Origin of the sequence: Schaalia naturae (assembly GCF_042665795.1) — a bacterium.
Classification (GTDB): Bacteria; Actinomycetota; Actinomycetes; order Actinomycetales; family Actinomycetaceae; genus Pauljensenia; species Pauljensenia naturae.
In genome coordinates, this window is sequence record NZ_JBHTEF010000001.1 from 1,064,419 (window position 1) to 1,082,410 (window position 17,992).

Below are 17,992 nucleotides of genomic sequence, written 5' to 3' on the forward strand. Positions count from 1 at the left end.
CCCGGCTCCTTCCCTCGGTCCCCCCACGGTAGAACGATCGCCGCGGGTCACGCCCGTCCGTCCGTGTGGTCCTCCACCCATGCCGCGGCCCGGGCGGTGACGTCGCGGCGCACGCGACGGACCTTCTTCGGGCTGGACGCGCGCACGCCCACGGCGTCCTCGCTCCACCCCTCCTCCTCGTCCCACAGCCCGGGCTGCCCGTCGGAGGCCTTCGCGGCCCGGTGGGCCCGCTCCTGCGGGGAGGCCCCGGGAGCGAGCCTGCGCGCCGTCACGAGGAAGCCGGTGTGGGCGACCATCCGGTGCTCGGGGCGCACGGCCAGGCCGTCGAGGTGCCACTCGCGCTCGAGGGTCTCCCAGGCGGTCGGCTCCGTGAAGCACCCGGCGGCGCGCAGGTCCTCGACGAGGCGCGACATCTGGGTGACGGTCGCGATGTAGCAGGTGAGGACCCCTCCGGGGACGAGGGCGCGCGCGACGGCGGAAAGGTTCTCCCACGGCGCCAGCATGTCGAGGACCACCCGGTCCGCCCATGCCCGGGGGCCCGCGTCCAGGACCTCGGCGAGGTCTCCGACCCGCAGGTCCCACGCCGGGTGACGTCGCCCGAACCACAGGTCGACGTTGGCGCGCGCGATGTCGGCGAATTCCCCGCGTCTCTCGACGGAGACCAGGCGGCCGGACTCCCCCACCGCGTCAAGCAGCGACATCGACAGCGCGCCCGATCCCGCTCCCGCCTCCACCACGGTCGCGCCGGGGAAGATGTCCCCCCGCGCGATGATGGTGCCCGCGTCCTTGGGGTAGACGATCGTCGCCCCGCGCGGCATCGACATCACGTAGTCGGACAGGAGGGGGCGCAGGACCTGGAACTCCCGGCCCTCCGGGGTGCGGACCACCTGACCGTCGGGCCGCCCGATGACCCGGTCGTGGTCCAGGGTGCCCCGGTTCGTCTGGAAGCGTCCGCCGGCGACCAGGGTGATCGTGTGGAGGCGCCCCTTCGGATCGCGGACCTGGACGCGGTCGCCCTCACGCAGCGGGCCGCGGCGCCGGTCCTGGCCGAGGCCGGTCGGGCCGGGCAGGGGGCGGTCGGCGGGCAGGGACGCGTCGTGCGGGGTGGCTTCTCTCATCGCGCGGATTCTATCCCGCCACCGGCGCCCTCCGGTCGGCGAGGGCGCCCCCGACCCGCGGGTCCGGCGTGTCCACAGGTCCCGGGAGCGCCGACGAGGATGAGGGCGGCCCCGGCTACGGTGGGGGCATGGATGCCACGACAGACCATGTGTCCCCCGACGCCGCTGGCGCCGCTCCGCCTGCGCACCGGGGCGGCGGCTCCTGGGCCCCGGCGCTGTCCGCGTCGCGCGCCAAGGAGTTCCTCCGGTGCCCGCTCCAGTACCGGCTCCACGTCGTCGACGGGATCCGGGATCCGGCGACGCCGGCGACCGCCATGGGGACGCTCATCCACTCCGTCCTCGAGCATCTCTTCGACGTCCCCGCCCCTGAGCGCACGCCCGAGCGCGCCGAGTCGATGGTCGATCCCGCCTTCGAGCGGCAGGCGCGCCGCGATCCGACCGTCCTCGGCCTCTTCGAGGACGACGCCCGGCGCGACGACTGGATGGGCCAGGTCCGCCAGATCCTGCGCCAGTACTTCCAGGTCGAGGATCCCCGGTGGCTGGAGCCCGCCGGCCGGGAGCGCCGGGTCGACGTGGTGATCGCGGGCGGCATCCGACTGCGCGGGTTCATCGACCGCATCGACCGCTCGCCCGCCGGGGACCTCCGCGTCGTCGACTACAAGACCGGCCGGGCGCCCCAGCCCCGCTTCGTGGACGAGGCCCTCTACCAGATGCGCTTCTACGCCCTCCTGCTGCGGGATTCCGCGCGTCTGCCCGCCCGGACGCAGCTGCTCTACCTCCGTTCCGGCCAGGTGCTCACGCTCGATCCGGATCCTGCTGACATCGACCGCTTCGCCCAGGAGGTGGCGCGCCTGTGGGAGCAGATCGAGGCCGCCGCGCGCGGCGGGCGTTTCGAGCCCCGGAAGAACCCGTTGTGCAACTGGTGCCACGTGCAGTCGATGTGCCCGCTCTTCGGCGGGACGACGCCCGATCTGCCGGAGGATCGCGTCGAGTGGCTGCTGGGGACGCGGGTCGAGTCCGTGGCGTGACCGCGGCGCCCTCTCGGGGACCGGTCCCGGTCGGCGGGGCCGCCCTCGTCGGCCGGGAGCGGTCAGGGACCGACCGTGTCCACGGCCTCCCCGGACATCACGCGGAAGACCACCTCGTCGGTGAGCTCCTCCGCGGAGCGCAGGCGGGACAGGCCCGGACGCGCCTCCACCGGCACCACGCAGGGGATCGCGATGACGTGCGCCCCGGAGGCTAGTCCCGCCGCGACTCCCGAGGGCGAGTCCTCGAGGACCAGGCAGTCCCCGATGTCCGCCCCGAGCCGGGCGGCCGCCATGAGGTAGGCGTCGGGGGCGGGTTTGGGATGCGCGACGTCCTCGCCGGCGACCAGCAGGTCGAACCCGCCTCCGGGCAGCGACCGGGAGGCCTCGACGACCTCGCGGGCGACCCGCGAGTACGTGGAGGTCACCAGCGCGCAGGGCACCCCGCGGACGTGCATCCGGGCGAGGAGCTCGCGGATTCCGGGCAGCCACGGCACGCCGTCCCGTCGGATGGCGCCGCCCACGAAGTCGAGCAGCGCCTCCACCGTCTGCTCCGGCGCCATCGGCAGGCCCGCGTGGTCGATGAGGAGTCGCGCGGATCCCAGAAGGGATCGCCCGACCATTTCGCGCGCCATCTCCGGCGTCCACGTGGCGCCATGGCGCCCGGCCAGGTCCGTCTCCGCCGCCATCCAGATCGGCTCCGTATCCGCCGTGGTCCCGTCCTGGTCCACCAGCAGGGCGCCGGGCGGCGCGGCCCGCCCTCCTCCGCGGGAGGGATTCACGCCGCGGCCCCCGGGCCCGCGGCGGCGGCCGAGACGGGGTCCAGGACGCCGGTGAGCAGGAACACGGTCACCAGCGCCGCCAGGGCGATGCGGTACCACACGAACGGGGCGAAGGAGCCGGTGGAGACCACCTTGAGGAACCACACGATGACGAGGTACCCGACGCCGAACGCGATGAGGGTCGCCACCGCGGTGGGGCCGACGTCGACGTGGTCCCCGCCCGTGAGGACCTTCGCGGCCTTGTACAGGCCTGAGGCGAACACGGCGGGCATGGCCAGGAGGAACGAGTAGCGCGCTGCGGCCTCGCGCGTGTAGCCCAGCGCCCGGCCCATCGTGATCGTGCCGCCCGAGCGCGACACGCCGGGGACGAGGGCGAGCGCTTGGGCGAGGCCGTAGAGGACCGCATCGCGCCAGCTCATGCGGTCCAGGGTGCGTTCCCTGCGCCCCCATCGGTCAGCCGCTCCCAGCAGCAGGCCGAAGACCACCAGCATGGTCACCGTGATCCACAGGTTGCGGAAGGACGTGTCGATCCAGTCCTCCAAGCGCAGCCCGAGCAGGCCGATCGGCAGCGATCCGACGATGATCATCCACCCCAGCCGCGCATCCGGGTCCGAGGACGGGACGCGCTTGGCCGGTCCCACGACCGGCAGGGACCGCGCCCAGTGGCCGACGATGCGGACGATGTCCTTCCAGAAGTAGATGAGGACCGCCGTCTCCGTGCCGATCTGCGTGATCGCCGTGAACGCGGCTCCGGGGTCCGCCGCCCCGGTGAGCTCGCCCACGATCCGCAGGTGGGCCGAGGAGGAGATCGGAAGGAACTCGGTGAGCCCCTGGACCAGACCCAGGATCACCGCTTCGAGCCATGTCATGGGCCCCACTCTACGGGGACGGTCCCGGCCGTCCTCCCGACCCGCGCGGACGACGCCCAGCAGCGACGGATCCCACTACGGTGGGACCATGCGGATTCGTCAGTGCGGGGCCAGCGGCCTGCGGGTGTCGGACATCGGACTGGGGACCCTCACCTGGGGTCGCGACACGGACGCCCAGGAGGCCCAGGACATGCTGAGCGCCTTCGTCTCCGCCGGAGGCACTCTGGTGGAGATCGCCCCGACCCACGGGGAGGGCCTGGCCGTCGATGTTCTGGGGGACCTGTTGCCCGTGGTGGGCCGCCACCGCCTGGTCCTGGCGTGGCGCGGCGGGGCGCGCCTGGGCGCGGACGGGCGGTGGATCCCCTCCGCCGCGCGCGGGGACATGCTCGACGTGCTCGACGATGCTCTGGAGCGTCTGGGCACCGACCACGTCGACGTGTGGATCGCGGGCCCGGACTCGGGCATCCCTCTGGAGGAGACGCTCGACGCGCTTGACGTCGCCCGGCGGACGGGACGCGCCCGTTACGTCGGGCTCTCCCATCGCGGGACGTGGGAGACGTCGGCGGCCGTCGCCCGCGGAGCCCTGCCCGGGGGCGGCACGCCGCCGATCAGCGTCATCGAGGAGGAGTACTCGCTCCTGTCCCGGCGCGCGGAGGACGATCTGTTGCGCGCCGCCGCCCGCTGCGGCCTGGGGGTGCTGGCGCACTCGCCGCTGGCGGGTGGCGTCCTCACCGGCAAGTACCGGCATGTCACTCCCCCGGACTCGCGCGCCGCGTCCCCGCACCTGCGTCATCTGGTCGAGCCCCACCTGGGGGCTCCGGCCTCCGGCGTCGTCGAGGCCGTGGCCCGGGCGGCCGAGGGACTTGAGCGCACGCCGCTGGACATCGCCCTGGCGTGGGCGCGCGACGCCCCCGGCGTCTCCTCAGCGGTGGTCGGCCCGAGGACGGCGCGCCAGATGGACCAGGTCCTCGCCTGCGGCGAGGCGCCGCTTCCCCCTCAGATCCGCCAGGTCCTCGACGAGGTCTCGCGGCCTTGACCCGGCCCGCCCGCCCGGGGCCTCAGTCCGCCTCGATGTCGTCGATCTCCGTGTCGTCGATGTCGGGGTCGTCCAGGTCCTCCTCGTCCACGTCCTGGACGTCGTCGGCGTCCTCGTCAAGCTCCTCGTCCTCCAGGTCGTCGTCCTCGACCAGGTCGAAGGGGAGCTCGACCCCGTAGCGCGTGAACAGCTGGTCGTCATAGGTGAAGAACGCGTCGCGGAGCAGGTCCTCCGCGGCCTCCATCGTGCGCGCGTCGACGCGGTCCCCCGCCTGCGCGATGTCGAAGTGATGTTCGAACGCGGCGATCAGGCGGTTCAGCGCGTCACGCGGATCAGTGGCCATACCCACAGACTACCCGCCCGCCGGGGCCCGCCGCACCCCCGTGGCGGGCGTCCGCCGGGGGCTCGTCCCGCCCGGGCTCAGGGCAGGTTGAGCTGGGAGCGGATGACCGAGACCATCAGGTCCGTGCCCTTGATCTCCGCGGTCTGTTCGGGGCCGACGATCCGGGTCTGGCCCTCGGCGTCGACCAGCTGCGAGGCGCCGAGCGTCGGCCCCAACGGCAGGACCACCCATTCCTTCGTCGGCTGGTAGGTCGTGTCGGGGGCCTCTCCCTCCAGCTGCCGGGAGATGTTGGAGATGACGACCCTGGCCTGCTGGCGCGCCGCGTCCGCCCGCTTGGACTCCCTGACGTCGGTGATGTCGCCGATGGCGTAGACCGTCGGGTGGCCCTGCACCTGCAGGGTCGGCTCGACGCGCACTGTGCCGTCCGGGTGGAGCAGCTCCTGGTACTCCGTGCCGTCCAGATATCCGGTGTTCGCCCGCGAGCCGTGGCACTGGAACCAGATGTCCGCCTCGATGTGCTCGCCGGCCTTCGTCGCGACCGTGAAGTGCCCGAGCTCGCCGACGTTGTGGGGCGGCAGGTACGACAGTTCCGCCCCCGTCACCACGCGAACGCCCAGATCGTCGAGCTGGCGGCGCAGCTCGGCGCGCAGCGCGTCGGAGTACCCCGGGGTCGACAGGACGTCGGGGCCCTTCTCCACGATCGTGATCTGGATCCCGGGGAAGGCGTTGGACAGCTCGCCGGCCATCTCGATGCCCACGGTCCCCCCGCCCACCAGCATGACCGACTGGGCGGAGGCGAGGTCCTGGTGGAGCTGCTCGATGCGCGCCTTGGCCACCGTGGCCCGCGACGAGGAGTATTTCGCGGGGAAGGGGTAGGTCGAGCCCGTGGCCAGGATGATGTAGTCCGCCTCGATCGGGTCGTGCCCGAAGACCTCGACGGTGGTGCCGCTCACCCGTGCGGCCGTGCCCTGGAGCACCGTCCCCCGATCGAGCAGGTTCGAGTAGGGCATGAAGATCGCGTGCTCCCAGACCTCGTCCACGGCGGCGCGCAGGGCGGCCGCATGGTGGACGAACTGGTCCTTCTGCTCGACCAGCACGACATCGGCCAGGGGATCGAGCCCCTTCGCCACCGTCACGCCGCCGTACCCTCCGCCGACAACGACGATTCTCGCCACAGTCATGTCTCCTTCGATCCGGTGTCCGCCCATCATCTCACGGAGGGTCCCCTCAGACCCCGGCGAATGAGGATCGAGGCGGGGTCGGCGTCGTGGCCGCACACAGCGCGGAACGACGCCAACGGGTCACGCGAATTCCCGCGCGAGAGCAGTTCGCGGCGCAGCGTCTCCCCCGCCTGGCGGTTGAGGCCGCCGTCCTCCCCGCGGGCGGCGGGCCCCCGGAACCACTGCTCGAGCTCCGCCACCAGGACCTCCGCCCACATGTAGCTGTAGTAGCCCGCGTCGTATCCTCCGGCGAAGGCGTGCGCGAAGTACGTCGACCGGTAGCGGGGCGGCACCAGAGGGTGGGCGAGGCCCGCCTCCGCGAGCACGCGGTCCTCGAAGGCGCGCACCCCACGCGGTCCGGTGGGGATCTCCTGGGGGGCGAGCCGGTGCCAGGCGTGGTCGATGAGCGCGGCCTGGACGAACTCCAGCGTCTGGAAGCCCTGGCCGAAGGACGCGGAGTCCTCCAGCGCCGCCCGCCACTGCTCGGGCAGCGCCTCGCCCGTGTCGACGTGGCGGGCGAAGCGGCCGAGCACCTCCGGGTGGTACGCCCACATCTCGTTGAGCTGGCTCGGCATCTCGACGAAGTCACGCGGCACGTTGGTGCCCGCGTCCTCGCGGTAGCGCGTCGCTGAGAAGAAGCCGTGCAGCGCGTGCCCGAACTCGTGGAAGCAGGTGATGACCTCATCCCATGTGAGCAGCGTCGGCTGCCCGGGGGCGGGACGCGCGAAGTTCGCGTTGTTCGCGATGACCGGCAGGGTCCGCCCTCCCTCGGGGCCCGTCCCCTCGCCCGCCGGGGCGACGACCTCGTTCATCCACGCCCCGCCCTGCTTGCCGGGGCGCGCGAACCAGTCCCCCACGAACAGCCCCAGCGCTGATCCGTCGGCGTCTCGGACCTCCCAGACCCGGGCATCGGGCGACCATCCGCGCAGCTCGGGGCGTCGGGTCATCGTGATCCCATAGAGCCGGCCCGCCGCCCAGAAGACGCCGTCCTCGATGACGCGGTCCAGCTGGAGGTAGGGGCGCAGCGCCTCGGCGTCGACCCCGAGGCGCTCGCGGCGCAGGAGGTTCTCGTAGTAGGGCCAGTCCGCGGCCTGCAGCCCGTCCCCGTCGGCGTCGTCCGCCGCCAGCCGGGCGAGGTCGGCGGCGTCCTCGTCCACCGTGGACGCGGCGGCCCGACCGACCCGCAGGAGGAGCTCGCGCGCCGCCTCGGGGCCCGGGACCGTCTCCCCGTCCATGACGACGCTCGCGTGGTCGGCGAAACCGAGCAGGCGCGCGCGTTCGGCCCGCAGCCCGACGAGGCGCAGCACGGTGGCACGGGTGTCGGTGCCGGGGTCCTCCCCGTTCCCGCGCTCCTCCGAACGGGCCAGCAGGGCGCGGCGCGTCTCCGGGTGGGTGAGGACCGCCTGGTCCAGCTGGGTCGTGAAGTTGCGGCACGGGATGAACCACGCGTGTCCGCGGGCGGCTCCTGCCTGCCGGGCGCGCTCGGCTCCAGCCGCGTCCAGTCCGTCCAGCCCGTCGGGGTCGTCCCCCTCGAGCCCGGTGGCGCGCAGCTGGCGGGTGATGCGCGTGTCCATGTCGGCCTGGGCGGAGGCCAGCTGGGCGTCGATCCGGCGCAGAGCGGCCTGGTCGGCGTCGTCGAGGCCGACTCCCAGCCGCTCGAATGCGCGGACCTGGCGCTCGACGGCCCATGCGGTCTCGGCATCGAGATCCTCGCGGGCCGCGAGGGCCAGGTAGCGGCGGTACAGCCGGGCATCCAGGGTGAAGGCGCCGGCATGCTCGGCGAGAAGGGGCGCGAAGGTCTCCTGGAGCCTCTCCAGCTCAGGCCCGCCCACCGAGGCCAGCATCGTCCACGCCACGGACTGCGCGCGTTCGAGGAGGCGCCCCGACTCGTCGACGGCGACGACCGTGTTCTCCACGGTCGGCTCGTGCGGGTCCGTGGCGATCGCCTCCCACTCGGCGCGTTGGGCGGCCATCCCCTCGCGCAGGGCCTCCTCCAGGTGGGCGGGGGTGATGCGTGCGAAGTCGGGCAGGCCGAAAGGCAGGTCCGAGGGAAGCGACAGGGGGTTGGAGGGGTCGGGCACGGGTGGTTCTCCTCGTGGGGGCGGGGGCGGGGGCGGATGTCGGGACGTCGACGAGGGCGACGCCGCCGGTCAGGGCGTCTGCGGAGGCAGGCCCAAGGCGCGGCGGATGTCGGGCCTGAAGAAGTTCGGGCCTTTGAGGACCTTCCCATCCTCGCGCAGCTTGACCGATCCGTCGGGCATGAGCTTGGACAGGTTGGAGGCCTGGACCTCGGCGAGCACGGCGTCCAGGTCGATGCCCGACTCCAGCGCCATCCCGTAGATGACGTAGACCATGTCGGCCAGCGCGTCGGCCGTCTCGACGACGTCCCGCGTGGAGTCGTCGGCGTCGGCGCCCCGACGATATCCGTCCTCGACCAGCGCCCGGGCGGCGGGCCCGTACACCGCGCCCACGAGCTCGGAGAACTCCTCGGCGATGAGACGCATGCGCATGTCCAGGCGGGGGTAGCCCAGGGTCGGGGCCTCCCTCTCGGAGAGCCGGTCGGGCATGGAGTAGGTGCGGTGGAACTGGGCGACCAGCTGCTGGGGGCGCGAGGGGTCGAGGGCGGGAGCGGCCTCCGCGCCCGGGGCGCCCGGCCCGTCCCAAGGGGCCGCAGGCTGCATGAGGTCGCCGCGCACGATCGCGGCGCTCCAATGGTCGAAGACGGCGCCGGAGCGGTCGGTGAGGCCGCGGAGCACGCCCTCGCGGCGGTAACCGGCGCGCCACACCGGTTTCCAGGAGGCCCAGTTCCCCGCGATCGCCTTCCACTGGACGCGATGGGCTCCGAGCTCGTCGAATGCCGTGCGGGTCGCCAGACGGACGGCCTCCGTCATGTACCCGCGCCCGCGGTCCGCCGAGCCCATCCAGTAGCCGACCTCCCACGTGCTCGGACCGGAGGCGAAGAGCGTGAGGGCGCCGACGAGGCGGTCGCCGTCGGCCGTGCGGATCGACCAGTGCGGGGAACCGTCCCTCCACTGCCCCGCCGCCGCGACCGTCCACTGGCGCGCGTCGTCGATCGAGTACGGCAGGCGGATGGTCGTCCACCGCGGAATCTCCGGATCCTGGACCGCGACCGCCACGTCCTCCGCGTCGGATGGGGCCAGGGGGACCAGCCGGACGCGGTCACCGGGGACGGCAAAGGGCTCGACCGACATCAGTTCCCGCCCCCTTCCCCTGTCTGCTCCCAGGCCGAGGCCAGGGCGTTGGACATGGCGGCGACGGGCTGGGCGCCCTGGACGACGAAACGGCGGTCGATGAGGAAGGTCGGGACGGAGTCCACCCCCATCTGGACGGCGATCTGGTAGTCCGAGAAGACCTCGGAGGCCCGCCCCTCGTCGGCCAGGGCGGTCACCGCCTCATGGGCCTCCATCCCGACGTCCTGCGCGCAGCCGATGAGGACGTTGGCGTCCGAGACGTCGAGGCCCTCCTCGAAATGGGCCCGATCGATGGCCTCGACGAGCCGGAGCTGGGTGGTGTCGGGCCCTGAGACCGTGTCCTGGGCGAGGTCGTGCTCGTGGGCGGCGGCGATCACCCGGTGGGCGTTCGAGGTCGGCGCGACGATGAGTCGCGCGAAGTCGTAGACGATGCCCTCCGCGCGTCCGAGGTCGATGAGCCGCTGGTGCATGCGGTCGACCTGTTCGCGTTCGATGCCCTTGTGCTCCATGAGGTACTCCGCCTCCGAGATCAGCGGACGCTCGGAGAGCTCGGGGTCCAGGAAGTAGGCGTGGAGGACGACGTCGACCTCGTCGGCGTGGTCGAAGCGCTCCAGCGCGGCGCGCAAGTGGCGGATGCCCAGATAGCACCATGGGCACGCCACGTCGGCCCAGACGTCGATGTGCATGACTCTCCCTTGCTCGGCTCGCCCTCGGTCTCGACTGCCCTCACTGTAGCGGGGTCGCCCCGGGGCGCCAGCGGCCCGCGCGGGCGGACCGGCCGGTCGCACCGATTTGGCGGCCCTCACCTCCCCCGTGTTAGAGTTTCCCCGCTCACGGCGATGTCGTGGACGACCTGCGCGGGTGGCGGAATAGGCAGACGCGCTAGCTTGAGGTGCTAGTCCCCATTTAACGGGGGTGGGGGTTCAAGTCCCCCTCCGCGCACAGGTGGCAGGTCACCAGTCGGATGGCTGGTGGCCTGCTTTTTCGCTGGCCCCGAAAGTCCCGGCGCGCACGCCGCCCGGATACCGGCCCGCGGAGGTCATTCCCCGCCGAGCCTGAGGCGGCGGTCCAGGGCGCCGAAGATCCGGACGATCTGGTCGATGTCGGCGTCCGTCATGTCGTCCAGGAGATAGTCGCGCACCGTCTGCTGGTGCAGCTCGGTCGCGTTGAGGACCGTGTCGATGCCGGCGTCCGTGAGAACCGCGTCGAATCCCCGCCCGTCGGAGGCCGAGGGCACCTTCTCGACCCATCCGTCCCGCGAGAGGTTCGTCACGAGGTAGGTGAGGCGGGACGGGGAATACACCACGCGTTCGGCCAACTCCCCCATCCGCAGGCTGTGCGAGGGCGCCTCCCACAGGGCGAGCAGGACGTTGTAGTCGGGCAGGGACAGCCCGAACCTCCTCTTCAGCCGCGTCTCGAGGATCCCCTGCAGCCGCCCGGATGCCTCGAAGAACACGCGCCAGGCGACCGACCGCTGGTTGCCGGACTCGCTGATGGGATTCATGCCCGGACCGTCGACCACCGTTCCTCCACTTCCGTGCCCCGTGCGGAAATTTCGATCTTTCAACGATCATAGGGCAGGCGTCCCCCGCGAGGGACGCCTTCGACCTCCGCGCGCCCATCCCGTAGAGTGACCGCGTGACTGCTGCGCGAATCCCCTGGACGACCGTGCTCCTCGACGTCGACGGGACAATCGTGGACTCCGCCGGCGTCGTCATCCGCTCGTTCCAGCGTACCGCCGAGGACCTCGGTCTGCCGCCGCTGCCCGACGACGACTACCGGCCCTTCGTCGGTCCGCCGCTCTTCACGAGTTTCGAGCGGCTCGGCCTGCGCGGCGATGAGCTCGGACGCGCGGTCGAACACTACCGCAGCGTCTACAGCGGCCTCTACCTCGAGCCCGATCCCTATCCGGGCATCGCGGAGCTCCTGGCCGACCTCGACGCCGCGGGACTGGCGCTGGCCACCGCCACCTCCAAGCAGCTGCACATGGCACGCGGCCAGCTCGAGCATCTCGACCTGGCCCGCCACTTCGACGCCATCGCGGGCGCCACCCCCGACCCCGCCTGCACCAAGGCGACCGTCATTCGCGATGCCCTCTCCCAGCTGACCGCCCTCGGACGCGACGTGTCGCGTCCCGTCCTCGTCGGCGACCGTTTCTGGGATGTCGAGGGCGGTGCGGAGGCTGGGGTTCCCGTCATCGGCGCCGGATGGGGATACGGGGAGCCCGGTGAGCTCGACGGCGCCTGGGCCCTCGCTCCCGATGTCGCCTCCCTGCGGGCGCTCCTCCTCGGCGCAGAAACGGCGTAGCTGCCCGCGGCCTGTCCGCTGGGGCACGCGAGGGCGACTCCTCTACCCTGAGGGCTGCGGGCATCTGTTCCCTGCGGGCGCCCGCTGGATGAGGAACGGAGGGACGCCGCATGTCCGACACCCCATCGTGCAGGCCCTCGCTGGGCGCCGCTCGCGGGCGGCTCTCGCAGTCCGTGCGCGCGACCGCCCGGTGGATGAGCACGCGCATGGCCGCGCCCTCGCCCTTGGTGAGGGGCCTCGCCCAGACCGAGCCGGTCGCGCGCCGCACACGGCGTATGGGCTCCGCCTTCCAGCCTTCCCCCTCCCGTTTCCCGCGCGCCGCGGCGAACCGCCGCCCGCCGGCGGTCCTCCCCGAGTGGCTGCAGCGATGGGGATGGGGGTCGTGGGCGGTCATCGGCATCGCGATCGTCGTCTCGGGCGTCATCTACCTGGTGGTCCACGTCTCCGCGGTCTTCGTCGGCGTCTTCATCGCGCTGCTCGTCACCGCCATGCTCAACCCCGTCGTCAACCTCCTCGACCGGTGGATGAACCGGTGGCTGGCGGTGGCGTTGGCGCTCCTGGCGTTCCTCGCGATCTTCGGCGGGCTGATGACCATGGTCGTCACCTCCGTCGCCGGGCAGTGGACGAACGTCGCCTCGCAGTTCGGCAATGGCATCGACATGATCATCGAGTTCCTCCAGTCGTTGCCCTTCCACATCACGCTCACCCACGAGGAGGTCACCGCCTGGGTGAGCCAGACGATCGACAAGGGGGCCGCCTATCTCCAGGAGAACTGGGGGACCCTGGTCGGGGACGTGCTCTCGAACGTGTCCGGCGTGGCCGAGGTCTTCACGATCCTCGCGCTGGTGATCTTCACGACGATCTTCTTCCTGCACTCGGGCGCACGGATGTGGCGCTGGTTCCTCAACCTCCTCCCATCGCGCAACCGCGAGGTCACCCATCGGGCGGCGAGCGCCGGATGGGTCACCTTCTCCGGCTATGCCCGCGGGACTGTGATCGTCGCCGCCACCGACGGGCTGCTCGCCGGGATCTTCCTCCAGATCATCCAGGTTCCGCTGGCCCCCGCCCTGGGCGTCCTGGTGTTCATCGGCGCGTTCATCCCCCTCATCGGCGCGCCGACCGCCATGGTCATCGCCATGATCGTCGCGCTGGCCAGCGGCGGCGCCCTGCAGGCCGCGCTGGTCGGCGTCGGCATCGCGGCCATCGGCCAGCTGGAGGGCCATGTCCTCCAACCCCTCATCATGGGACACCAGGTGTCCCTCCATCCTCTGGTGGTCGCGCTGGGCGTGGCCGTGGGCACCCTGACGGCCGGCATCCTGGGCGCCGTCATTGCGACCCCGATCATCGGCGTCATCTGGGCGGTGTTCACCGAGCTCCACGACTTCGACCCCCCGATCGAGGGCCCGCTGCCCGACTTCTCACGGGACCGGTGAGGCCCCGCCCCCCTCATCGGAAATCGCGCGAGCGCACCGCCACCGGCAACGCCACCTCCTCCAGACGGAGGGCGATGACGTTGACGACGCCGTCACCGCGCTCCAAGCGTCCCCGGACCTCCAGGGCCTGGGCGGTCATGGCGACCCGCCGGTACCGGGTCCACAGACCCTTCGAGCAGGTGATGTTCGCCAGACCGGTCTCGTCCTCCAGGGACAGGAACGTCGTGCCGCGGGCGGTGGGGGGGTGCTGGCGGTGGGTGACGATGCCCGCCACCGACACGATCTCCCCGTCCCCACGGGTCCCCAGCTCCCGGACGGCGAGGACCCCGCGGCCGCGCAGCGCCGGGCGGGCCATCTCGAAGGGGTGGGCCCCGGTGGTGAGCCCCATCGACCGGTAGTCCTCCCGCAGCGTCTCCAGCTCCGTCATCGGCTCCAACTCCGGGGCGCCGGCCCCGACCTCGGTCCCCGGCAGGAAGGGCTGGATCCACGATCCCTGGGCCACGGCCTCCGCCGCCCACAGGGCCTCCCTCCGGGAGACGCCGAGCGACTCGACGGCGCCGGATCGCGCCAGGGCCTCCATGTCCCCGGCTGACAGGCGGGCCCGCGACGCCAGGTCCGCCAGACTCTGGAACGGGCCTCCCGCGCGTCGGGCGTCGACGATGCGCCGGGCCGCCTCCCCCAGCCCGCGCACGGCTTCCAGCCCCAGGCGCACCACCGTCCCCGGGTGCGCATCCAGCCGCGTCGCACCCGCCGGCAGGCCGCTCTCGGCATCCCCGCAGGACCATCCCGCGGACGCGCCCTCGCTCCCCTGCCAGGGCCCGGAACGCGGGAGGGACGCGGAACGAGGGCGAGGACAGGCCTCCACCTCGGAATCAGAGACATCGGGGCCGGCCACGGCGATCCCGTGGCGGATCGCGTCCTGGACCACGGTGGCCGGCGAGTAGAAGCCCATGGGCTGGGAGGCCAGGATGCCGGCGTAGAAGTGCTCGGGATGGTGGACCTTGAGCCAGGCCGAGGCGTAGACGATGTGGGCGAAGGAGAAGGCGTGGGATTCCGGGAACCCGAAGTCGGCGAAACCGAGCAGTTGCCGGTAGACGTCCTCCGCGACGTCCTCCGCGATGTCATGCGCGGCCATGCCCGCGAGCAGGAGGGGGCGCAGGGCCGCCATGCGCTCGGGGCTGCGCTTGGAGCCGATCGCCCGGCGCAGCCGATCGGCTTGGGCGGGCGTGAAGCCCGCGGCGTCGACGGCGATCTGCATGAGCTGCTCCTGGAACAGGGGGACGCCCAGCGTCTTCCCCAGAGCCCTCCTCAGCGGGGGGTCGAGAAGGGGGACCGCTTCGCGCCCGCGGCGCCGGCGCAGATAGGGGTTGACGGCGTGGCCCTGGATGGGACCGGGCCGGATGAGCGCGACCTCGATGACGATGTCGTAGAACTCGCACGGGCGCAGGCGGGGCAGCGTGTTCATCTGTGCGCGCGACTCCACCTGGAAGACGCCCACCGTGTCGGCGGCGCACAGCAGCTCGTACACGCGTGTGTCTGCGGCGTCGCGGTCCAGGTTGTGCAGGCCCGGGGTCTCCCCGTCCGTTCCGCGCACCCCGTCGGCCTCCAGCCAGTCGAAGGCGCGGCGCAGCGCGGTGAGCGTCCCGAGCCCCAGCAGGTCGAACTTGACCAGTCCGGCGTCCGCGCAGTCGTCCTTGTCCCACTGGAGGACCGAGCGTCCCTCCGTCGCCGCCCACATGACGGGGCAGATCTCGGAGACGGGCTCCTCGGTGAGCACCATGCCCCCGGAGTGGATGCTCATGTGCCGGGGCAGCCTCTGCAGGGCCTCGGCGATCGCGCGGACGCGCTCGGGGGAGGCGCCTTCCTCCTGCGGCGAGGACGCTTCCCCGTCCCGGCTCCCCGGATGCCGCGGCGTCCCCTTCGCCCACGCTTGCGCGACGCCCGGCGCGTATCCGAGGGCGCGGGCCGCGTCGCGGACCGCGGAGCGCGGACGGTAACTGATGACGGTGGCCACCTGGGCGGCCCGGTCCCGGCCGTAGCGCTGATAGACGTGCTGGATGACTTCCTCGCGGCGCACCGCCTCGATGTCGAGGTCGATGTCGGGCGGCCCCGAGCGTCCGGGCGACAGGAAGCGCTCGAACATCAAGTGGTGGCGCACGGCGTCGACGGCCGTGATGCCCAGCGAGTAGCAGACCGCGGAGTTGGCGGCCGAGCCCCGCCCCTGGCACAGGATGTGCCGGGAGGCGCAGAAGTCGACGATCTCCTTGACGATGAGGAAGTAGCCGGGGAAGCCACGCTGTTCGATGACGTCGAGCTCATGGTCGATCACCCTCCACGCCTCGGGGTCCTCCTCCCGCGTCCCGTAGCGCGCGAGCGCCCCGCGCCGGGTCAGCTCGCGCAGCCAGGTGGCCTCCGTGAATCCCGCCGGCACGTCGGTGCCCGGCAGGTGCGGGGCGACCAGGCGCAGGTCGAAGGCGGCCTGGGCTCCGATGGCGGCCGCGGCGTCCACCCCTTCGGGGTGGGCGTGGTGGAGGGTCAGCATCTCCTCCGCGCCGCGCAGGAAGGACCGCAGGGCCGGCAGGTGGGGCTCGGCCTGGAGAAGCGAGGCGTTCATCCGCGTGGCGGCCAGGACGTCGGACATCGGTCCCGAGGCGGGCGTCGCGCACCGCGCCGCCGTGGTGGCGACCAGGGGGATGCGGGCCTCGTGCGCCAGGTCCGCGAGCGCATCGGCCAGGGCCGGGGGATCTGTGGGTCTCAGGGCGCTCTCGAGGGCGACGCGGTCCCGGCCCAGGCTGTCCGTCAGGTGCGCGAGGGCGCGGCGCGCGGCGTCGAGACCCTGGGATCCTCCCGCCCGCAGGGCCCGGCGGACCGGCCCCCGGGCCGTGCCCGTCAGCGCCAGCCAGTCGGCGTGGCGGCCCCGGCCCGAGGCCAACTCGTCGAGGAGGTGGGCGGCCCGGCGCTCACCCGGCCGGTCGAGCGCGTGGCGGCTCATCGCAGCGCACAGATCGCGATAGCCGGAGGGGGAGGTCGCCAGGATGGGCAGGCGGATGCCGGGGTCCTCGGCGCCCCGGGCCAGCCCCCAGCCGGGGTTCTGCGAGCCCGCGCCGAATTGCCCGCGGGCCAGGGTGAGTTCGGCGCCCGAGACGATGGGCAGGCCGGTCTCCCGTCCGGCCATGGCGACCTGCACCGTGGAGTACATCCCGTCGACGTCGAGGACCGCGAGCGCGCCGAGCCCCAGCTCCCCCGCCTGCCCGACGAGGACGGAGGGCTGGTCGGCCCCGTCCAGGAAGGTGAAGGCCGAGTGGGCGTGGAGTTCGGCGTAGCCGAGTCGTGCAGGCACCCCGCCAGTGTATCGAACAGGTGTTCGACTCGCTGGTGCGCGAGCTCGCGCCCCGAGATGTTCCCGGGGCGGCATGCCCCATGTTTGACACGCTCCCTCCGAAAGGAATACCCTCACCAACGTCATATGAGAATCATTCTCATATAACGAGTGTGCGGATCACCGGAAGGAGCCGGCATGCGACGCAGCGACCAGCATCGGATGGCCCGATCCGCTCACCCAGTCTCCGCGCATCCCAATGCCGGCGCCTGTCGGCTCCACGTCCACGGGCGCGGGCACTTGGCTCCAGGCGGCCGCCCGCGCTGCGGGTGCGGCCCCGAGGTCCTCCCTGCTCCCCCGGTGACCGTCCGGGAGCACTCCCTTCCTGCGCCGGCTCTCTCCCGGCGCCGCCACATCGCCTTCATCCGGACCCACTTCATCTTCTCCGATCGATGCCCCGACGTACGTCCCGCCCGAAACGGGTACCGACCGTCTGCCAGGTGCCTGCAGTCGGCGCGGTTGCCGCTGTGAACATCGGCGGCCGCGGATGACGACGGGGCGTGCGACAGTCCTGTCTTGTTCTCTCATCTGACGTCACTCTCAAGGAGAAGCCTCATGAAGACACGCACCCTCGCCCGCACGGGCGCAAGCCTGTTGACCGCCGGGGTCCTCGCACTCGGCGGCGCCGTGGCCGCCACCGCCGCCCCGGACTCCACCGCCGCAGCGGACGCCGCGACCACGACTTTCACCGCCGGGCACACCGATATCGTCAGCGTCGCCTGCGATGCGAACAACCGGATCACGGTCGACACCTTCCGCGAGGACGGCGGCCACATCAGCCCGGCCAACATCGGGAACTACAGGTTCCTCTTCGACGACTCGAATTCGCCTGCCGACGCCATCACATACAGCAACGGGACGTGGCAGATCTCGGGTATCGAGCAGTACGAAGACAACCTCCCGTTCATCGGCTTCCAGTACACGGAGGCTCTCAATCCGGCTTGCCCCGCATCCGTCTCCTTCGACGTGGCGAAGGTCTCCGGCGCCGCCAACGCCGGGGACGCCGTCTTCACCGCGAACGACGCGGTCGCGGGCTCCACGAGCAGCGCGACCGGTGACACCAGCCGCGTGACCCTGTGGAAGCCGGGCAGCGGAGCGAACAGGCCCAGCCATGAGCACGGTCCGTGGACCCTCAGCGCTCCCGCTGCGGGCGGCGACTTCACCCTGAGCTTCACCGCCTACCGGGGAGGCACCAACGCGCAGATCGGGTCGACCATTGCGCCCGTGAATCTTCGCGTCCAGCCCTGACGGGCTCTGAACCCGGGTGG

15 protein-coding genes and 1 tRNA gene are annotated in these 17,992 nt (G+C 72.3%); 6 read left to right on the forward strand and 10 right to left on the reverse strand.

All coding sequences use genetic code 11. The features are described from left to right. Positions 1–47 precede the first annotated feature (47 nt). Positions 48–1,118 carry a tRNA (adenine-N1)-methyltransferase gene (locus ACFQWG_RS04645; protein WP_380972578.1) on the reverse strand — a complete coding sequence of 357 codons (1,071 nt, stop codon included), beginning with the start codon at positions 1,116–1,118 and terminating at the stop codon, positions 48–50. A gap of 128 nt (positions 1,119–1,246) precedes the next feature. Between ACFQWG_RS04645 and ACFQWG_RS04650 the strand changes: the two genes are divergently transcribed. Beyond that, positions 1,247–2,146, forward strand: a complete 900-nt coding sequence (locus ACFQWG_RS04650) for a RecB family exonuclease (protein WP_380972580.1) — start codon at positions 1,247–1,249, stop codon at positions 2,144–2,146. Between the two features lie 62 nt (positions 2,147–2,208). On the opposite strand, the gene ACFQWG_RS04655 is transcribed toward ACFQWG_RS04650, so the two are convergent. Together ACFQWG_RS04655 and ACFQWG_RS04660 are read right to left on the reverse strand one after the other, a co-directional pair. Continuing rightward, on the reverse strand, positions 2,209–2,925 hold the full coding sequence (locus tag ACFQWG_RS04655; protein ID WP_380972583.1) for an HAD family hydrolase: 717 nt from the start codon (positions 2,923–2,925) through the stop codon (positions 2,209–2,211). Next, entirely contained in the window at positions 2,922–3,794 is an 873-nt protein-coding gene (locus tag ACFQWG_RS04660; RefSeq protein ID WP_380972586.1) for an undecaprenyl-diphosphate phosphatase, read from the reverse strand. Before ACFQWG_RS04660 ends, ACFQWG_RS04655 begins: the two co-directional genes overlap by 4 nt. 88 nt (positions 3,795–3,882) lie before the next feature. On the opposite strand from ACFQWG_RS04660, the gene ACFQWG_RS04665 reads away from it, so the two are divergent. Next, complete coding sequence (locus ACFQWG_RS04665; RefSeq protein ID WP_380972589.1) at positions 3,883–4,830, forward strand: aldo/keto reductase; 948 nt, start codon at positions 3,883–3,885, stop codon at positions 4,828–4,830. A gap of 22 nt (positions 4,831–4,852) precedes the next feature. Here ACFQWG_RS04665 and ACFQWG_RS04670 read toward each other — a convergent pair whose 3' ends face one another. From ACFQWG_RS04670 to ACFQWG_RS04690, 5 genes are all read right to left on the reverse strand, one after another. Next, a complete protein-coding gene (locus ACFQWG_RS04670) occupies positions 4,853–5,173 on the reverse strand; it encodes a DNA primase (protein WP_380972591.1) in 321 nt (106 codons plus the stop codon). A 77-nt stretch (positions 5,174–5,250) separates the two neighbouring features. Continuing rightward, on the reverse strand, positions 5,251–6,348 hold the full coding sequence (locus tag ACFQWG_RS04675) for an FAD-dependent oxidoreductase (protein ID WP_380976229.1): 1,098 nt from the start codon (positions 6,346–6,348) through the stop codon (positions 5,251–5,253). Between the two features lie 32 nt (positions 6,349–6,380). Then, positions 6,381–8,474, reverse strand: coding sequence for a M3 family metallopeptidase (locus ACFQWG_RS04680; RefSeq protein WP_380972594.1), 2,094 nt, complete (start codon positions 8,472–8,474; stop codon positions 6,381–6,383). 69 nt (positions 8,475–8,543) lie between these two features. Next, complete coding sequence (locus ACFQWG_RS04685) at positions 8,544–9,605, reverse strand: GNAT family N-acetyltransferase (protein ID WP_380972596.1); 1,062 nt, start codon at positions 9,603–9,605, stop codon at positions 8,544–8,546. Next, on the reverse strand, positions 9,605–10,291 hold the full coding sequence (locus ACFQWG_RS04690; RefSeq protein WP_380972599.1) for a DsbA family oxidoreductase: 687 nt from the start codon (positions 10,289–10,291) through the stop codon (positions 9,605–9,607). The genes ACFQWG_RS04685 and ACFQWG_RS04690 overlap by 1 nt, the downstream gene beginning before the upstream one ends. A 169-nt stretch (positions 10,292–10,460) precedes the next feature. On the opposite strand from ACFQWG_RS04690, the gene ACFQWG_RS04695 reads away from it, so the two are divergent. Beyond that, positions 10,461–10,547 (forward strand) — tRNA-Leu (locus ACFQWG_RS04695). 97 nt (positions 10,548–10,644) lie between these two features. On the opposite strand, the gene ACFQWG_RS04700 is transcribed toward ACFQWG_RS04695, so the two are convergent. Beyond that, positions 10,645–11,109: a MarR family winged helix-turn-helix transcriptional regulator gene (locus tag ACFQWG_RS04700; protein ID WP_380972601.1), complete on the reverse strand. Its 465-nt coding sequence runs from the start codon at positions 11,107–11,109 to the stop codon at positions 10,645–10,647. A 134-nt stretch (positions 11,110–11,243) separates the two neighbouring features. Between ACFQWG_RS04700 and ACFQWG_RS04705 the strand changes: the two genes are divergently transcribed. After that, the gene (locus ACFQWG_RS04705; protein ID WP_380972604.1) at positions 11,244–11,912 is read left to right on the forward strand and encodes an HAD hydrolase-like protein; all 669 of its coding nucleotides are present in this window, start codon (positions 11,244–11,246) and stop codon (positions 11,910–11,912) included. Positions 11,913–12,022: 110 nt separating this feature from the next. Then, positions 12,023–13,345, forward strand: a complete 1,323-nt coding sequence (locus tag ACFQWG_RS04710) for an AI-2E family transporter (RefSeq protein ID WP_380972606.1) — start codon at positions 12,023–12,025, stop codon at positions 13,343–13,345. A 13-nt stretch (positions 13,346–13,358) separates the two neighbouring features. Here the strand turns inward: ACFQWG_RS04710 and ACFQWG_RS04715 are convergent, their stop codons facing one another. Further along, positions 13,359–16,685 carry an error-prone DNA polymerase gene (locus tag ACFQWG_RS04715; protein WP_380972609.1) on the reverse strand — a complete coding sequence of 1,109 codons (3,327 nt, stop codon included), beginning with the start codon at positions 16,683–16,685 and terminating at the stop codon, positions 13,359–13,361. 594 nt (positions 16,686–17,279) lie between these two features. On the opposite strand from ACFQWG_RS04715, the gene ACFQWG_RS04720 reads away from it, so the two are divergent. Then, positions 17,280–17,972 (forward strand): hypothetical protein, encoded by a 693-nt coding sequence (locus ACFQWG_RS04720; RefSeq protein WP_380972611.1) that lies wholly within the window; start codon positions 17,280–17,282, stop codon positions 17,970–17,972. Positions 17,973–17,992: the final 20 nt, after the last annotated feature.